13 protein-coding genes are annotated in these 17540 nt (G+C 76.7%); 10 read left to right on the top strand and 3 right to left on the bottom strand.

All coding sequences use genetic code 11. The features are described 5' to 3' along the window. Positions 1 to 34: 34 nt before the first annotated feature. Positions 35 to 622 (top strand): sigma-70 family RNA polymerase sigma factor, encoded by a 588-nt coding sequence (locus tag AB0G52_RS34700; protein WP_361342139.1) that lies wholly within the window; start codon positions 35 to 37, stop codon positions 620 to 622. 71 nt (positions 623 to 693) lie between these two features. Then, positions 694 to 1725, top strand: a complete 1032-nt coding sequence (locus AB0G52_RS34695) for a cobalamin B12-binding domain-containing protein (RefSeq protein ID WP_132892206.1) — start codon at positions 694 to 696, stop codon at positions 1723 to 1725. 3 nt (positions 1726 to 1728) lie between these two features. On the opposite strand, the gene AB0G52_RS34690 is transcribed toward AB0G52_RS34695, so the two are convergent. Further along, complete coding sequence (locus tag AB0G52_RS34690) at positions 1729 to 3102, bottom strand: deoxyribodipyrimidine photo-lyase (RefSeq protein ID WP_132892208.1); 1374 nt, start codon at positions 3100 to 3102, stop codon at positions 1729 to 1731. A 211-nt stretch (positions 3103 to 3313) separates the two neighbouring features. Here AB0G52_RS34690 and AB0G52_RS34685 point away from each other — a divergent pair, with 211 nt between their 5' ends. Beyond that, on the top strand, positions 3314 to 4558 hold the full coding sequence (locus AB0G52_RS34685) for an NAD(P)/FAD-dependent oxidoreductase (RefSeq protein WP_132892209.1): 1245 nt from the start codon (positions 3314 to 3316) through the stop codon (positions 4556 to 4558). 27 nt (positions 4559 to 4585) lie between these two features. Here the strand turns inward: AB0G52_RS34685 and AB0G52_RS34680 are convergent, their stop codons facing one another. Next, positions 4586 to 4984: a VOC family protein gene (locus AB0G52_RS34680; RefSeq protein ID WP_361342134.1), complete on the bottom strand. Its 399-nt coding sequence runs from the start codon at positions 4982 to 4984 to the stop codon at positions 4586 to 4588. 92 nt (positions 4985 to 5076) lie between these two features. Here AB0G52_RS34680 and AB0G52_RS34675 point away from each other — a divergent pair, with 92 nt between their 5' ends. The 3 genes from AB0G52_RS34675 to AB0G52_RS34665 all read left to right on the top strand — a co-directional run bounded on the left by AB0G52_RS34675 (position 5077) and on the right by AB0G52_RS34665 (position 8640). Further along, positions 5077 to 6099 carry a WYL domain-containing protein gene (locus tag AB0G52_RS34675; RefSeq protein ID WP_361342131.1) on the top strand — a complete coding sequence of 341 codons (1023 nt, stop codon included), beginning with the start codon at positions 5077 to 5079 and terminating at the stop codon, positions 6097 to 6099. 142 nt (positions 6100 to 6241) lie between these two features. After that, on the top strand, positions 6242 to 7246 hold the full coding sequence (locus AB0G52_RS34670; RefSeq protein WP_361342128.1) for an alpha/beta hydrolase fold domain-containing protein: 1005 nt from the start codon (positions 6242 to 6244) through the stop codon (positions 7244 to 7246). 158 nt (positions 7247 to 7404) lie between these two features. Then, positions 7405 to 8640, top strand: a complete 1236-nt coding sequence (locus AB0G52_RS34665) for a serine hydrolase domain-containing protein (RefSeq protein WP_361342125.1) — start codon at positions 7405 to 7407, stop codon at positions 8638 to 8640. Positions 8641 to 8673: 33 nt separating this feature from the next. On the opposite strand, the gene AB0G52_RS34660 is transcribed toward AB0G52_RS34665, so the two are convergent. Beyond that, a complete protein-coding gene (locus tag AB0G52_RS34660) occupies positions 8674 to 11442 on the bottom strand; it encodes a LuxR family transcriptional regulator (protein WP_361342122.1) in 2769 nt (922 codons plus the stop codon). 183 nt (positions 11443 to 11625) lie between these two features. Here AB0G52_RS34660 and AB0G52_RS34655 point away from each other — a divergent pair, with 183 nt between their 5' ends. From AB0G52_RS34655 to AB0G52_RS34640, 4 genes are all read left to right on the top strand, one after another. Beyond that, on the top strand, positions 11626 to 14391 hold the full coding sequence (locus AB0G52_RS34655) for an AAA family ATPase (protein ID WP_361342119.1): 2766 nt from the start codon (positions 11626 to 11628) through the stop codon (positions 14389 to 14391). A gap of 97 nt (positions 14392 to 14488) precedes the next feature. Continuing rightward, a complete protein-coding gene (locus AB0G52_RS34650; RefSeq protein ID WP_132892220.1) occupies positions 14489 to 15532 on the top strand; it encodes an alpha/beta hydrolase in 1044 nt (347 codons plus the stop codon). Positions 15533 to 15567: 35 nt separating this feature from the next. Next, positions 15568 to 16569 carry a helix-turn-helix domain-containing protein gene (locus tag AB0G52_RS34645; protein ID WP_132892222.1) on the top strand — a complete coding sequence of 334 codons (1002 nt, stop codon included), beginning with the start codon at positions 15568 to 15570 and terminating at the stop codon, positions 16567 to 16569. Next, complete coding sequence (locus AB0G52_RS34640; RefSeq protein WP_361342114.1) at positions 16563 to 17513, top strand: helix-turn-helix domain-containing protein; 951 nt, start codon at positions 16563 to 16565, stop codon at positions 17511 to 17513. The genes AB0G52_RS34645 and AB0G52_RS34640 overlap by 7 nt, the downstream gene beginning before the upstream one ends. Positions 17514 to 17540 lie beyond the last annotated feature (27 nt).

The raw sequence follows: 17540 nt of genomic DNA, 5'->3' as shown, positions 1-17540 counted from the left end.
GTCCGCACCGCGATCCGGTACCAGGAGCAGCCACATGACCGCAGTCGCCATGACCGAGACGCCGTCCATGACCACGACGGATTCCGACAGCGCGCTGGCCCTGCGCTTCGTGGCCGGGGACGAGGGCGCCCTGGAGGCGGTCTACCGCCGGTGGGCACCTCTCGTCCTCTCCCTGGCCCGGCAGTCGCTGGGGGACGGCGCGGAGGCCGAGGACGTCACCCAGACGGTGTTCCTCGCCGCCTGGCACGGCCGCCACGGCTACCGCCCCGGCCGCGGCCCGCTGCCCGCCTGGCTGGTGGGCATCGCCCGGCGCAAGATCGCCGACGCCCTGTCCGCCCGCACCCGGCGCACCGACGTCGCCGCCGCGGCGGCCGCGCGCGAGTCGACCCGCTCGCCGGATCCGTCGAACGCGCACGACGCGGTCCTGAACCGCGTGGACGTCACCCGGGAGCTGCGCCGCCTTCCCGAGGCCCAGCGGCGAGTGCTGTGCCTGGCGTTCTACGGTGATCTGACGCAGACGCAGATCGCCCATGTCACCGGCTGGCCGCTGGGTACGGTCAAGAGCCACGCCCGGCGCGGCCTGCTCCGCCTGGGCCGCTGCCTGGACGGCGAGGCCGCGTAGGAAGGCCGCCCGGCGGACGGCTCGGCGGCTGCCGCCGGGAACCCGGGTGCCGGGCACGGGAAGAGGAGCACATGACCACCGCGAACCCCGCCGGGCAGCCCCCGCCCGAACCGGCCGCCGTACCCGGCGGCGCCGGCGTGACCACGGGAGTGCTGGCGCGCCGTCTCGGCGTCTCGCCCATGACCCTGCGCTCCTGGGACCGCCGCTACGGCATCGGACCGACCGCACGCACCGGGGGCGGCCACCGGCGCTGGACGGCGGGGGACGTGGCCACCGTCGAGGAGATGTGCAGGCTGACGGCGACCGGCATCCCGCCGGCCGACGCCGCCCGCGCCGCCCGCGCGGCCGCCGCCGAGCCGCCGCCCGCGCCCGTGACCGCCGCCGCCCCGGCGCTGCCGCCGGCCGCGGCGCGGTCCCGGGCCGCCGGCGCGCTGCCCCTCGGCGACGTGCGCCTGGAGTGCCGCGGCCTGGCCCGCGCCGCCGTACGGCTGGACGCGCCGGCCCTGGAGGAACAGCTCACCGCGGCCGTCGAGCGGTACGGCGTGGTGGTGGCCTGGCAGGAGGTGATGGCTCCCACGCTGCGCGCCGTGGGCCGCCGCTGGGCCTCCTCCGAGGACCGGTACGTCGAGGTGGAGCACCTGCTCGCCTGGCACGTCTCCACGGTGCTGCGCCGCAGCGCGCCGCCCGTCCTCCCGGTGACCGCCCCGGCGACCGGCTGCGTCCTGCTGGCCTGCGCGCCCGGCGAACAGCACACGCTGCCGCTGGAGGCCCTGGGCGCCGCGCTCGGCCGTGAGGGTCTGCCGGTGCGCATGCTGGGAGCGGCGGTGCCCGTCGAGGCGCTGGACGCGGCGGTCCGCAGGCTCGGACCGGTCGCGGTCGTGCTGTGGGCCCAGGACAGCGCACGGGCCGCTCCCGCCCTGGCCCGGCACGTCGCCGCGCTGCGCTGGGGCATGAAGGGGACGCGCCGAGGCCCGGCGGTGCTGCTGGGCGGCCCCGGCTGGAGCCGGACCCAGCCCGCCGAGGTGCTCAGGCCGGCCGGACTGGCGCAGGCGGTGGAAGCGCTGCGCGCGCTGTGCGGAGCGGGGAGCGGCGGGGCCGGATGACGTTCAGGACCGCTCCCGGGCCCGCCGGAAGCGGTCCAGGCCCTCCGCCAGGGACACCACCGGCTCGGGGTAGCCGGTCCTCGCCAGCTCCTGCGCCGGGAGTTTCCACGGCTCGTGCACGTGGCTCTCCTTCACGTCCGCCAGTTCCGGCACCCAGCGCCGCACGTACGCCCCGTCCGGGTCGTACTTCTTGCCCTGGGTGACGGGGTTGAGCACCCGGTTGGGCCGGGTGTCGGTGCCCGTGCCGGCCATCCACTGCCAGTTCAGCTGGTTGTTCGCCAGGTCGCCGTCGACCAGCAGGTCCAGGAAGTGCCGGGCGCCCACGCGCCAGTCGACGTACAGCGTCTTGGTGAGGAGGCTCGCCGCCAGCAGCCGGCCCCGGTTGTGCATCCAGCCCTCGTACCGCAGCTGCCGCATCGCCGCGTCCACCACCGGGTAGCCGGTGCGGCCCTCCCGCCACGCCTCGGCGTCCGCCTCCGCGTCCCGGCCGCGGCGCCACCGGTCGCGCTTGGTGCGGTAGTCGCGGACGGCGGCCTGCGGGCGGGCGGCGAGCACCTGGCGGTGGAAGTCGCGCCAGGCGATCTGCCGTACGAACGCCTCCGCGCCCGGGCCGCCCGTCCGCCGGGCCCGGTGCACCACCTCGACCGGGGACAGCGTGCCGAAGTGCAGGTGCGGGGAGAGCCGGGAGGTGGCGTCGCCCGCCAGGTCGTCGTGCCCGTCCTCGTACGAGGCCACGCCGGAGCGCAGCCAGGCGGCCAGCCTGCGCCGGGCCTCCGTCTCGCCGCCCGCGCACAGCCCCGGGGACACCCCGTTCACGGCGCCGCGTTCCGGCAGCGGGGCGGAGCCCACCTCCTCGGGCACGGTGACCGCGCGCGGGGCCTCCAGCACGTCCCGCAGGCCCTGGGCGGACCAGTGCCGGTGGTAGGGCGTGAACACCGCGAAGTGGTCGGAGGAGGTCGGGGTGACCGCGCCCGGCGGCACGGCCGTGCTCACGGTGTCGTGCACGTACAGGCGCCGCCCGTCGGCCTCCAGGGCCCGGCGCAGCCGCCGCTCACGCGCGCGAGCGAAGGCGCTCACGTCACCCGCCATGTGCACCTCGTCGGCGTCCGCCTCGGCGGCCGCCCGGCACACCTCGGTGACCGTGTCGCCCTCGCGCAGCACCAGCCGGCCGCCCCGCTCCCGCAGCCGGGCGTCCAGGTCGCGCAGGCAGTCGGCGAGGAACGCCAGCCGGTTCGGCGCGGCGAAGCCGGCCGCGTCCACGGACGGGTCGCGCACGAACAGCGGTACCACCCGGCCCCCGCCGTGCAGGGCCGCGCGCAGCGGCGGATGGTCCGACAGGCGCAGATCGCAGGTGAACACGACGACCGAGGTGTGCATGGGGGCTCACTTCCGCTTCCGTTGTCTCGCTCTCGGAAGGTTTCGCCCCGGCGGGCGGTCCCGGATGCGGCCGGCCGCCGATGGTCGCCCGTTCGGGTGCCGCCGCATCCGTGGCGGCGGCCGACGGGGAAGTACCTGAGGAAGACGCCGGGCCCCGCGCCCGTGCGGACGTCGCAGCAGGTCCCCGAGGAACGAGGAGAGGTGGTGGGCCGTGGCGGACGGATCCGCGGTCGCGGACGTCGTCGTGGTGGGTGCCGGGGTCGCCGGCCTCGCCTGCGCCCGCGACCTGGCCGCCGCCGGGCTCGGCGTGGCGGTGCTGGAGGCGGGTGACGGGGTGGGCGGACGGATGCGGACCGACCGGCTGGACGGCTTCACGGTGGACCGCGGCTTCCAGGTCGTCAACCCCGCCTACCCGCAGCTGCGCCGCCGCCTGCCCGCCGCGTTCCTCGCCCCGCGCCCCTTCCTGCCGGGCGTCCTGGTGCACACCGGTGACCGGCGCGTGCTGCTGGCCGATCCGCGCCGCCGCCCCGACACGGTGCGGTCGCTGCTGTCCGGACGGCTCGCCGGGCCGCGCGACCTGGCGGCGCTGGCCGCGCTCGGCGCCCGCGACGCGCTCGCTCCGGCCGGTGCGCTCAAGCGGTCACCGGAGCGCACCACCCGCGCCGCCCTCGCCGGGGCCGGCTTCTCCGAGCCGTTCGTCGAGGGCTTCTTCCGGCCGTTCCTCTCCGGGGTCTTCCTGGAGGACGCCCTGGACACCTCCAGCCGGGTGTTCCACCTGGTGTGGCGCAGCATGCTGCGCGGCGCCCTGTGCCTGCCGGCCTTCGGCGTCCAGGCGGTCCCCCGTGCCCTGGCCGCCGCCCTGCCCGAGGGCACCGTACGGCTCGGCACCCCCGTGGCACGGCTCGCCGGCCGGGGCGTGGTCACGGCCGACGGTACGGAACTGTCCGCGCGCGCCGTGGTCGTGGCGACCGGCGCCGACGCCGCCGCGCGGCTGCTGCCCGGCCTGGACGTCCCCGCCCACCGCACGGTCACGACCTACTACCACGTCGCTGCGCGCTCGCCCCTGGGCCGACCCGTCCTGCTGGTCGACTCCGGTCGCCGCGTACTGAACACGTGCGTCCTCAGCGATGTCGCACCCGAGTACGCGCCGCGCGGCAGCGCCCTGGTCGCGACCTCGGTGCTGGGCGGCGACACCGCGCCGGTGCGGGCGGCTGTCGGCACCGCGCTGTCGGAGCTGTACGGGACCGACACCGGCGCCTGGGACCTGCTGGTCGCGCGCACCGTCGAGGCCGCGCTGCCCGCCATGCCGCCGCCCTGGCGGCTGACCCGTCCCTGCCGCATCGGCCCCGGCCGCTACGTCTGCGGGGACCACCGCGGCACCGGTTCCGTCCAGGGCGCCCTCGCCTCCGGCGCGCGGGCCGCCCGGGAGGTGCTGGCGGACCTCGGCGGCCGCTGACCGCACGAGGGGCGTGCCGCCCTGGCCTCAGCGGGCGAACTTCGCGACGGCCGCCGGGGTCACCGGGGTGAAGACGTTGACCAGGTTGCCGTCGGGGTCCCGGAACAGCAGTGAGCGGTTGCCCCAGGGCATCGTGGTGGGCCCGGTGACGAAGTCGGTGACGCAACCGGTCAGGTTCCGGTGGACGCGGTCCACGTCGTCGACGAGGAACTCGGTGATCACGCTGTGGTTGTCCGCCGGGCGGGCGGAGCCTGGGGCGAACAGCGGGACGGTGCGGGAGCCGGCGATCGCGAGGGTGGCGGCGGGGGTCCTGAGTTCGGCGAAGTCCTCGGTGGCCCACGCCGCCGGTACGCCCGTGACCCGCTCGTAGAACGCGACGAGGCGCGCCACGTCGCCGGTGATGATGCGGATCGATACGAAGTTCACGGTGTCTCCCTGGCTGTGCCGACGGTGTGCGCTTCGCAGGCTAGGAGGGATAGCGGACGGAACCGGTCCGGTATTCGCCCTAGGCTGGGACCATGTACCGACCCACCGGACGCGTGCTGACCCTCCTGGAACTGCTCCAGTCGGGCGGCACCCGCACCGCGGCCGAGCTCGCCGGCCGGCTCGGCGTCGAGGAACGCACCGTGCGGCGGTACGTGGACCAGCTGATCGACCTGGACGTGCCCGTGGAGTCGGTGCGCGGCCGCTACGGCGGGTACCGCCTCGCTCGCGGACACCGCCTGCCTCCGCTCATGCTCACCGACGAGGAGGCGCTGGCCGTCCTGCTCGGCCTGGTCGCGGGCCGCCGCACCGGGCTGACGACGGCGGCGGACACGGCGGCCGAGACGGCGTCCGCGAAGATCCGGCGCGTGCTGCCCGGACACCTCGCCGGACGGCTCGCCGCGCTCCTGGAGACCCTCGCGTTCACGGACCGGACCGGAGCGTTCGACGCCCCGGACGCCGGGGTCCTGCTCACCCTGGCCGACGCGGTGCGCCACCGGCGGCCGGTCTCGGTCCGGTACACCGACGGCGAGGGACGGCGCAGCGAGCGCACGCTGCACGCGTACGGGATCGTCGCCCACTCCGGCCGGTGGTACGTCACCGGCAGGGACGCCGGGATCGACGAGGACCGCACCTTCCGGCTCGATCGCATCGCGGACGCGAGGACCCTGCCGGGCTCGTTCGAGCCACCCGACGGGCCCGCCCCGGCGCAGCGCCTGCTGTCGGCCCTGGCCACGGCCGACTACCGGCACGAGGTGACCCTGCGGATCCACGGGACGGTCGCGCAGATCCGCGCCCGCCTCCCCGCCGCCGTCGCGGCGCTGGCGGATCCCGGGCCCGCGACGGGCGAGGACCCGGCGGCCGAGCGCTGGCGGCGCGTCGACCTGCGCGTGGAGCGGCTCGACTGGCTGCCTCCCGTACTCGCCTCCCTGGACCGCCCCTTCGTCATCGACCGTCCCGCCGAACTGCGCGACCTCGTCGGCGCACTCGCCACCCGCCTCGCCTCCTGCGCCCGCGACGCATCGCCTGGCGCTCCGCCCGAACAGCCCACCCCGTGACGTCCTGCCGTCGGCCGATGAGCGCACGCGGTGCGCACCGAGGCGCACGGCGGGGTACCCGTCCGCTGGACGGCGTGTCCGCCGGGGTACGAGGAGTCCGCCCGGGTACGAGGAGTCCGCCCGGTTCGAGAAGGAGAGCACGATGCCCGACCGCACGACGGCCGCCGATCTCGGTCCTGCGCCGCTACGGCCACCGCTGGACCCCGAACTGGAGCCCGTCGAGGCCGAGTTGCGCGAGAACCTGCCGGCCCTGTCGGACGCGACCCTCCCCGAGGCCCGGCGGCTGACGGCCCAGGGGCTGCCCGGAGAGGGGCCGGAGGACCTGCGGGTCGGCGGCAGGGTGCGCCTGTCGGAATTCCGGGTCCCCGGTCCCGAGGGCGCCCCGGACCTCACCCTGCTGGTGCTCAGCCCGGCCGGGCGACGGGAGCCGGTCGGCGGCGTCTATCACGTGCACGCGGGCGGAATGGTCGTGGGAGACCGCCGCAACGGCCTGCGCACGGTGCTGCCGTTCGTCGCCGAGGGCGCCGCCGTGGTGGTGTCCGTGGAGTACCGGCTGGCTCCCGAGCACCCCGACCCGGCGCCGGTCGAGGACTGCTACGCGGGGCTGGTGTGGACCGCGAAGAACGCGGAGCGGCTCGGCATCCGCACCGAGCGGCTGCTCGTGCTCGGCGCCAGCGCCGGGGGCGGCCTCGCGGCCGGAACCGCACTGCTCGCCCGCGACCGCGGCTTCCCCGACCTGAGCCACCAGGTGCTGATGTGCCCCATGCTCGACGACCGCTTCACGACGCACAGCAGCCGCATGCTGGACGGCACCGGCACCTGGGACCGCAACGCCGCCCTCTACGCCTGGGACGCCCTGCTGGGCGACCGGCGGGGCGGCCCGGACGTGTCGCCCTACGCCGCCCCGGCCCGCGCCGCGGACCTCACCGGGCTGCCCAGGACCTACCTCGACACCGGTTCGGCGGAGGGGTTCCGCGACGAGATCCTCGACTACGCCCGCCGTCTCTCCGAGGCGGGGGTGAGCGTGGACCTCCACATGTGGGGCGGGGGCTTCCACGGGTTCGACTGGACGGCGCCGGACGCGGCGGTCTCCCGGGCGGCCACCGCGACCCGCGAGGCGTTCGTCCGCCGGGCCCTCGAAACCTGAGCGGCGGGGGCCGTGCGCACCCGTAGGGGGGCTGGGTACACCCCGGATCCTGCGGAGCGCCCCCTTCTCGCGCGCCCCCGGCTCCGGTTGGCTGGTGCACGTCACCGACAGAGCGCACCACAGAACTCACCACAGAACTCACGACCGGGGGACCGACCATGCGGATGCCGACGCCGAAGAGGGCCGGAGCCGTCGTACTCACCGCCGCGCTGCTCACGCTGGTGCCGCCCGTGACCGCGACGGCGGCCACCGCCGGACCGCCGGGACCGGCGCGGCACTACGGCGAGGACGTGCTCCGGCGGGACCTGGCGGCCGTCCGGCAGGCCGGGGGAGGCGACGTGAACGTGCTGGCTCGGGTCGACGGGACGGCCGGCGGCCCGCTCATGGCACGGATCGGCACCCGGACGGCCGGCTCCGCGGAACCGGTCCCGTGGAACGCCCACTTCCGGGTGGCGAGCACGACGAAGACGTTCACGGCGACCGTGGTCCTCCAACTCGCGGCGGAAAAACGGCTGTCCCTGGACGACACCGTCGCCCACTGGCTCCCGGGAGTCGTCGCGGGCCACGGCAACGACGGCAGCCGCATCACCGTCCGCGACCTGCTCCGCCAGACCAGCGGTCTGTACGACTACGTCGACGACCCGGAGATCCAGGACCGGCTGCTCCACCACTTCGACGAGAACCGGTACGACACCACACCCGCGGCCGGCCTGGTCGCGGTGGCCATGGGGCACCCCCCGCTGTTCGTGCCCGAGCGGGGCGGGGCCACCCGGTGGGCGTACTCCAACACCAACTACCTGCTGGCCGGGATGATCGCCGAGAAGGCCGGCGGGGCGAGCTGGCAGGAGCTCGTCGAGCGCCGGGTGATCGACCGGCTGGGGCTGCGGGACACCTCCGTGCCCGGACTCGACCCGCGCCTGCCCGACCCCCACGTGAACGCCTACCTGACCGCCCCCGACGGCAGGCGCCTCGACGTCACCGAGCACAGCCTCCAGCACACCGCGGACTCCGGGGTGGTGAGCACCACCGCCGACCTCGACACCTTCTTCCGCGCCCTGGCGGGCGGCCGGCTGCTCCCCGCCGCGCAGTGGCGCGAGATGCGGCGCACGGTGGAGCGCACCGACGACCCGGAGGACGTCGCGGAGATGCCCGAGGGCACCTATGGCCTCGGGCTGCGCAAGATCCCGCTCTCCTGCGGCGGTCACTACTACACCCACGAGGGCGACGGGGTGGGTGTCAACACCCGTCCCGCGGTGAGCGCGGACGGCAGGCGCGCGGTGACCGTCTCGATCACCACGACCACCGCGCCACCGGACCTGCCCGCCCTCAACCGCGCCACCGGCGCCCTCGTCGACCACGCGCTGTGCGCCGGGAGGTCCACCGGTACCGGGTGACCGGTGCCCGTCCTGTGCCCGGCCGGCGGACCGTCACCGCGGCACGTCGGCCGAGAGCGCGTCCCGGAGCTGCGCCCTGGCCGTGATGCCCAGCTTCGGGAAGACCTTGTGCAGGTGGTAGCCGACCGTACGGGGGGAGAGGTACAGGCGGGCCGCGATGTCGCGGTTGGTCAGGCCCTGCGCGGCGAGCTCGGCGATCTGCCGCTCCTGCGGGGTGAGTTCACCGCCGGCCGAGGGACCCGTGGCCGCCCCCGCCGCCCGCAGCTCCGCGCCCGTCCGTTCGGTCCACGGGCGGGCGTCCAGGCGCTGGAAGCACTCCAGGGCGGCGGCCAGCTGCGCACGGGCCTCGACGCTGCGGCGGCGCCGGCGCAGCCATTCGCCGAAGTCGAGCCGGGTGAGCGCCTTCTCGAACGGCCAGGCGTCGGTGGCGGGGTCGTCGAGTGCGGCGCGGAAGTGCCGTTCCGCCTCGTCGGTGTCGGTCAGCAGCGCGGCGGCCCGGCTCAGCACGGCTGCCAGCCGGGGCGAGGGGTCGGGCTTCAGGGCCTGTGCCACGGCGTCGACCACCGTGCGGGCGTCGTCCGCCCGTCCGGCGCGGACCGCCGCGGCCGCCAGGTCGCCGAGGTGGTAGAGCGAGGCGTGGTAGTGGACGGGCGCCGGGCGGAAGTCCCGGGTGAACGTCGCCCGCAGCTGCTCGTAGGCGTCCTCGTGCTCGCCCGCGACGAACGCGGCCATGCCCACGGCGTACCGGTGCCGGACCTGGAGGCCCAGCGAGCGGCGCAGGTCCACGCCGTGGACGGCCTCCGCCGCCTGCGTCCGGGCCGCCGCGTGGTCGCCGCGCAGCGCGCTCAGGGTGGCCCGCAGGACCCGGGCACCCACCGTCACGTTGTCGGCACCCGCCTCCGTCGCCATCCAGAACGCCTCGTCCGCCGCGTCCTTCGCCGCCGCCCAGGAGCCGTTCTCGAACAGGGCGAGGGCGAGCGCCTGGGTGACGGTCGCGTTGGTGCCCGCGCTGCCGGCCCGCCGCAGCAGGTCCATGGTGCGCCCGAGGATGCGCACCGCCTGCGCGGTCTCGTCCAGGATCCAGGTCGTGCCGCCCAGCGCGGTGAGGTTCCCGAGGGTCTCCGACCGCGCCAGCGCGGCCAGTCCCTCCGTCAAGTGCCTTGCCAGCAGCGTCCGTTCACGATGCGGATCGCCGACCGCCAGGACCCAGGCACGGCCCGCCGGGTCACCGTCCGTGTCGATCAGGCCGCCGATCCGGCGCAGCTCCTCCCGGTAGTAGGGCGCACCGGAGTTGTAGACGGACGTCGCGGCGGTGCTCAGGGCGTCCAGGGCCAGGCCCGGAGCCGGCGCCGCGCAGGCCTCGGCGACGCCGAGCAGCAGCGTCAGCGCGTCCTCGTGCCGCAGCGTCACCCCGAGGGCCCAGCCACCCAGCAGCGAGGCCTCGGCGCGCAGCCGGGGATCCTCGGTGATCCCGCCGACCCGGCCGCTCATCTCGCCGACCCACTGCGGATGGCCGGCGAACATCGCCGCCTGGGCGGCCGTCAGCAGCCGCCGGGCGCGCAGGTCCGGCACCGGGGTCAGCTCGGCGGCGCGTTCCAGTGCGGTCGCGGCCGCCGCGTAGCCGCCCCGGTCCCGGGCCCGTTCGGCGCTCTCGGCCAGCGCGTCGGCGACCTCCGCGTCCTGGCCGGTGGCCGCCGCGGCCAGCTGCCAGGCCCGGCGGTCGGGCTCCTCGGTCAGCGCGGCGGCCAGCGCGAGATGCGCCTGCCGGCGCTCGTGGAAGGAGGCCGCGTGGTAGACGGCCGAACGCACCAGCGGATGCCGCGGCAGCACCCTGCCGTCCGCCACCCGCACCAGCCCCGCCCGCTCGGCGGGGTCCAGCGCCTGTACGACGTCCAGATCGGGCGCGGCCCGTATCAGGTCGGCCAGCTGGGCCGCGCCGGCCGCGGCCACCAGCAGCAGGGCCCGGCGGGTGGGCGCGGGCAGCGCGGGCAGGTCGGCGGCGAACAGGTTCTCCAGCCGCGCGGTGAGCGGCAGCGCGGTACCCGCGGCGCCCTGGCCGCCGTCCGCGCTCCGGCCGCGGGCCAGCGCGCGGGGCAGCTCGATCAGGGCCAGCGGATTGCCGGCCGCCTGCCTCAGGATCTCGGCCCGTGCCTTGCCCCGGGGCGGATCCGGCTGCGCGTCCAGCAGCAGCCCGGCCGCGGTCCGGCTCAGCGGACCCACGTTCACCTGGGGGAAGTCCCGGTCGAAGCGGGCCGGTACGCCGTCCTCGCGGGCGGCCAGCAGCAGCACCACCGGCCTGCCCTCCAGCCGCCGGGCGAGAAAGCCCAGCACGTCCACCGAACCGAGGTCCAGCCACTGGGCGTCGTCCACCAGCAGGAGCAGCGGCCGGCGGGCGGCGGCCGCGGTGACCAGGGCGAGCACACCGACGCACAGGGACAGCTGATCGAGCTTCAGCTCGTACCCCGCCCCGTCCGGACCGAAGGCGCGGTCCAGCGCCTCCCGCTGGGGCGCGGGCAGCCCGTCGCCCGGCAGCAGCGGATGCAGCAGCTGGTGCACCCCCGACAGACCGAGGCCCGCCTCCCCCTCGCTGCCGCGCACCCGCAGGATCCCCAGGCCCAGCTCCCGGCCCCGCTCGGCCGCCCGGTCGACGAGGGTGCTCTTGCCCGCCCCCGGCTCCCCGGTCAGCACCAGCACCTGGGGACCGCTGCCGTCCACCGCCGCGAGCAGCCGGTCGATGCGGCCCAGTTCGGCGGTCCGGCCCAGGATGCGTGGTTCGCGGGGGTGGTCGGTGCCGCCGTGCATGAACGTCCTTCTCGTCGGTGCGCCGCCACGGGTCGAGGTGTGCGCGCTGGTACGACCATCCTGCCAGTGGCGACCGGGGCGACCGGTACCGCGGTGACTGGTCAGATGACGGAAGCGGACCGGCCGCGACGCCGTGAAGGATTCCCCTGGCCAGGCAGAACGCACCGCCACGGGAGTACGTGAATGACGGTCCACCCACTCCAGGGGGCCACGGGGGCCGCCCCGCTGGGCCGGGACGGCGAGATCGAGCGGATCCTGCGGTGTGTACGGCGCGCACCCGGCACCCCGGGAACCCTGCTGCTCGTCGGCGACGAGGGGATCGGGCGTACGACGTTGCTCCGGCACGTCCGGGAGCGGGCCGGGGCCGAGGGTGTACGGGTGCTGGCCGCGCAGGGCTGGGCCGGGGACCCGCGCCCCGCGTCCGCCGGTCCCCAGCAGCTCCTCGCGTCGTCGGCCGTGCCGCCGGGGGACGGGCGACCGGACGAGGACGACCTGCCCGCGGCGGTGACGGCACTGCTCGACCGGCTCGGTGCCGACCGGCCGGTGCTGGTGTGCGTGGACGACGCCGACCTGTGCGACCGCGCCTTCCTGGAGACGCTGTTCACCGCGGCCCGGCTGCCGCCCGCCCGGGCCCTGACGATACTGCTCGGCGCCCGCCACGAGGCGGCCCTGCCCGTGCCGCCACCCGGTACCGAGACCCTGCGGCTCGGCCCGCTGGACGCCGCCGCGGCCGCCGCCCTCCTCGACCGGCTGCCGCTGCCGCCCACCGGCAGGCACCGTCTGGAGATCCTCGCCGAGGCCGCGGGCAACCCGCTGGCCCTCGTCGAACTCGGCCGCGCCGCGCCGGGCCCCGCGCAGGCGGTGCGGCACGCCCCCGCGGAGCACGTCTTCGGCGCCCGGCTCGCCGCGCTTCCCGCCGCGACGAGCCGGGCCCTGCTGTACGCGGCCGCCGCGGAACCGGACGAGAGCGTCGCCGCCGTCATGGCCGCCCTGGGCACCGCCGACCTCGCGGTGTGGGCGCCGGCCGAGGCGGCCGGGCTGGTCGTGCTCGCCGAGGACCGGTTGGACTTCCGGCATCCGCTGGCGCGGTCGGCCGCCTGGCTGCGACGTCCCGCGGCCGAACGCCAGCGGGCACACCGCGACCTCGCGGAGGTCGCCGCCCGGCCCGAGGCCAGGGCACGCCACCGGGCCGCGGCCACCGTGGGCACGGACGCGTCCGTCGCCGCGGCGCTGGAAAGGTCCGCCTGGCGGCGCGGGGACGCGGTGGGGGCCGCGCGCGACCTGGAGCAGGCGGCGCGGCTCAGTCCCGGGCGTTCGCAGCGCGCCCGCCGGCTCGCCGCGGCACTGACGGCGGCGTTCGCGGTGGGGGACCCCGACTGGACCCGGGAGCTGTACGGCCGGCTCGTCCAGGAGGACGCCGACCCGGAACTCCTGTGCGTGGCGGCCGGGGCCCTGGCCTCCGCCCTGTCCCACGAGTCCGCCCAGCGCGAGGCGTTCGAGCTGCTGACCGCCGCCTCGGAGCACTTCCCCGCCCTCGACCCGACCCTCGCCCTCGCCCTCACGACCCTGGCCGCCGGCATCACCGCCCGCTCGGGCCTGCCGGACCACAGGGCGACCCTGCCGACCCTGCTCGACCGGGTACGCCTGACGCCCGGGGGCGAGGGGGCCGGCAGGACCGGGCAGGGTGGCGGGGCCGGGGTGGGCGATGTGACTCGGCCGCTCCAGGGGGAGGGGCCGTTGGCCGGGCTGGACTCCGCGGGGGCCCGGCGCGCCATGGCGGCGCTGGTCGGTGTGGTGGCGCGGCCCGGGACCGCCCCCGGGGCGCGGGCCGGCCTCGGGCGGCCGCGGGCCCCGCTCGGCGGTCCGGACGCGCCGGTCGTCCGGACCGTTCTCGCCGCGGTCGCCCACCACGCCGACGAGGCGGACGCGGAGCTGGGGCGGTCCCGCACGGCCGACGACCGGCTGCGGGCCGCCCGCGCCTTCGGACTGCGCGGCTGGTCGGTCGTCCCGCACGTGGACACCCTGCTGGCCGTCGGGCGGTTCACCGAGGCCGGGTCCGTCATCGAGGACGCCCGCGCCGAGGCCGCCGTACTGCGGCTGCCGGGCCTGACCGCCGACCTGGAGGCACAGGCCCTGACCCTGTGGGCGCTGCGCGGCGCCCCGTCCCCGGAACCCCGGCTCACGCCGTCCGTCTGGCGTGCCGTCTGCCTCCAGGAGAACCGGGCCACCCACGCCCGGCTGCTGCGCGCCCGCGGCCTCGTCGCCGTCCTGCGCGGGGACATGGAGGACGGCTGGCGGCACCTGCGCGGCCTGTTCACCGCCGACGGAGCACCCCTGCACCCCCACCTGTCGCCCCGCGGCATCGCCGAACTCGCCGTCACCGCCCAGCGCACCGGCCGCCCGGCCGAGGCCCTGCCGGTCCTGGAGCGGGTCCGGGCCGACCAGGGCGACCGCCCCAGTACCAGGATGACCCTGCTGCTGCACCACGCCACCGCCCTGGTCGGCCCGGAGCGCGAGGCCGAGCAGCACTACCAGCTCGCCCTCGTCAACCACGCCGCGAACCGCTGGCCGTGGGAGTGCGCGCACGTCCGCCTCAACTACGCGATCTGGCTGCGCCGTTCCCGCCGCACCCGGGAGGCGCGCGCCCAGCTGACCACCGTCCTGGAGACCGCCGAACACCTCGGCGCGGGCACCCTCGCGGACGCCGCCCAGCGCGAACTGCGCGCCAGCGGCGCCGCACCGGCCCCCGAAGACGCCGGTCCGCTGGAGCGACTGACCGCTCAGCAGCGGCAGATCGTCCAGCTCGTCGCGGGCGGCCTGTCGAACCGGGAGATCGGCGAGCGGCTCTTCCTCTCGCCGCGTACCGTGGGCTCGCACCTGTACAAGGTGTATCCCCTCCTCGGCATCAGCAGCCGCCACCAGCTCCGTGACCTGGTGCAGGGCCGGTGAGCGGGCCGACGGACGGCGGCCGGAGGACAGCCCGTGACACCAGGAGCCCGGCCGGACGGACGTTCATGACATCGGGACACCGGTCGCGGGAGTGCCCGTGACACCCGGCAGGCCGGCCACCGCCGTCGTCCTCGACCAGGCCGTGCGGCGCCTGCTCGGCGCCACCGCCGCACCGCCCGCCCTCGACGACCTCGGCCCGGACAGCGCACGGCAGGCGCTGCGGGAGACCCAGGCCGACCGGTTCGAGGACTTCGCCGTGGACGCCGTCTTCCGCACCGCACCGGTCGGTCCGTCCGGGCTGCTCGGCTTCTGGACGGTCCGCCCGGCGGGGGTGCCGGGACCGCTCCCGGTCCTGCTGTACCTGCACGGCGGCCGCTGGACCCTGGGCGACGCCCAGACCCACGCCCGGCTCATCAGCGAACTCGTCACCGACGCCGGCGTGTGCGCCGTCGTCCCCGAGTACAGCCGCACCCCCGAGGCCCGCTACCCGGTGGCCCTCGAAGAGTGCTACGCCCTGCTGACCTGGGCGGTCTCCCAGGCCCGCGAACTCGCCCTGGCCCCCGGCCGGCTGGCGGTGGCCGGGGACTGCGCGGGCGCCACCCTCGCCGCCGCCGTGACCATGCTCGCCAAGCTCCGCGGCGGCCCGAAGATCGCCGCGCAGCTCCTCTACTACCCGCTCACCGACGCCCGTTGCGACAGCGCCTCGCAACGCCGGTTCGCCACCGGCCACCTGCTCACCCGCCGGGCACTGCGCGCCTACTGGGCGAGGTACGTCACCGGCCCGGCCGGGCGCGCCGAACCCACCGCCGTGCCGCTGCGCGCCCGCCCGCAGGAGCTCGCGGGACTGCCGCCCGCGCTGGTCGTCACCGCCGAGGCCGACGTGGCCAGGGACGAGGGCGAGCAGTACGCGCGGCTGCTCACCGAGGCGGGCGTCGAGGCGCTGTCCGTCCGGTTCCTCGGCACCGTCCACGACTTCGTGGCGCTGCACGCCCTGGCCGACAGCGAGACCACCAGGGCCGCGATCCGCACGGGCGGCTCCTTCCTGCGCACCCGCCTCGACCCCGCGCGGCCACCCCGCACGGAGCCCGGCACCGCCACCCCAGCGGCCGTCGCGGCCACCGAGGACCAGTCGGGCGACTGATGCGCCGGCACCCGTCGCCGGGTGAGGCTGACACCATGCCGACCGTCATCGACTCCCCCGAGGAGAGCCCCCGCGCCAGGGTGCTGACCACGCGCTCGGTGCCGCCGGGCGAGAGCCTGGACTACTGGCACGACGCCGTGCTCGACACCCTGGTGGGGATGGACATCACCACCGAGGGCCGCACCTACGACGCCACCCTGCGCACCGACCGCCTCGGCGAGCTGCAGATCACCACGGTGGAGGCCGACCCCGGCACGGTCCACCGCGCGCCGCGCTTCATCGCCCGCGGCGACGGGCAGCAGGTCTTCGTGGCCGTCCAGAGCACCGGCCGCGCCCGGGTCGAACAGGACGGCCGCAGCACCGAACTGCGGGCCGGGGACATCGGGTTCTTCGAGACCGTACGGCCCTTCCGCACCGCCTTCCCGGAACGCTTCCGGATGAAGATCTTCGCGGTGCCGCGGCGCCTGCTGGACCTCCCGGAGGCCGACCTGCGGCGGCTCACCGGCCGCGCGATCAGCCCCGGCGGAGGACTCCCCGCCCTGCTCGCGCCGTTCCTGGAACGGCTCGCGGACACCTCGGAGTCGTACCCGGCCCCGACGGCCCAGCGGCTGGCCGGAAGCGTCGTCGACCTGGTGGCGGCCACCGCGGCGGACCAGCTCGCCCAGGACCCCGCCGAACTGCCCGGCGCCGACGGCGTCCTGCTGCTGCGCGTCAGGACGTACATCCGCTGGCAGCTGTCCGACCCCGGGCTGACCCCGGCGGGCATCGCCCGGGCGCACGGCATCTCGGTCCGCTACCTGCACCGGCTGTTCCAGGACGAGGACACCACCGTGTGCCGGTTCATCCGCGAACTGCGGCTGCGGGAGTGCCGCAGGGAACTCGCCGCGCAGCCGCCCGGCTCCGTCGACCTCGGCCGGGTGGCCCGGCGTTGGGGCTTCAGCGGCCCCGCCGGCCTCGGCAAGGCCTTCCGCACCGCCTACGGACTGTCCCCGACCGACTGGCTGGACCGGGTACGGGCGGGCGGGGCGCCGTGCTGACCGCGGTCACCCGCGCCACCCGGGAACCGGCAGCCGACGAGCGCCTCGCCGCCTGGCGGCGCGCCCTCTCCCGGACCTTCGTGGACGTCGAGGTCGGCGTGGAGCGGGACCGCCCGTGGACCGGCACCCTGGCCGCCGAACGGCTGGGCGCCCTCCAGATCGCCACCGAGGAGTTCGGCCCCGGCGCGATCCTGCGCGACGCCCGCACCGTCGCCGCCGACCCGCGCACCCACATCCTGGTCCGACGGCAGCTGGCGGGCACCGCCCTGCTGCTCCAGGACGGCCGCACCGCGGAACTCGCGCCCGGCCGGCTGGCCTTCCTCGACGCCCGCCGCCCGTTCCGCGTCGTGCTCCCCGAACGGCAGCGGGCGCGGATCCTGATGCTGCCCCGCGCCCTGCTGCGGCTGGAGGAACGCCAGCTGCACACCCTCACGGCCACCGTCGTGGACGATGCCGCCGGGGGAGCGGCGGCGCTGCTGCTGCCGTTGCTCGACGGGCTCCTCGACGAGGTCGCCCGCTCCGGCGCGTCCCGGCGCGAGCAACTCGCCCGTGCCGTCCCGGAGATCCTGGCCACCCTCGCCGTCGAGCGGATCGGCGAGCCGCCCGAGTCGGCCCTGTGGGAGCGGATCACGGCGTCGGTCCAGGCCCGGCTCGGCGAACCCGGTCTCGCCCCGCGGGACATCGCCGACCAGCACGCCATCTCGCTGCGCTACCTGCACCGGCTCTTCCAGCGGCACGGCACCACCATGGGTGCGTGGGTGCGGGCCCGCCGGCTGGCCGCGGCCCGTGCGGAACTCGCCGGGCCCGGCGCCGCCCGGCGGTCGATCGCCGCGGTGGCCGCCCGTTGGGGGTTCACCAGCGCCTCCCACTTCAGCCGGGCGTTCCGCGAGACGTACGGGATGTCACCGGCGCAGTGGCGGCGGGTGGCGGCCGAGGAACAGTGACGACAGTGCCCTGTCGTGCTCCGGGAG

The organism is Streptomyces sp. NPDC021562 (genome assembly GCF_040640875.1).
GTDB lineage: Bacteria > Actinomycetota > Actinomycetes > Streptomycetales > Streptomycetaceae > Streptomyces.
The sequence above is the reverse complement of the archived record's forward strand: the minus strand, read 5'-3'. Positions and strand labels throughout refer to the sequence as shown.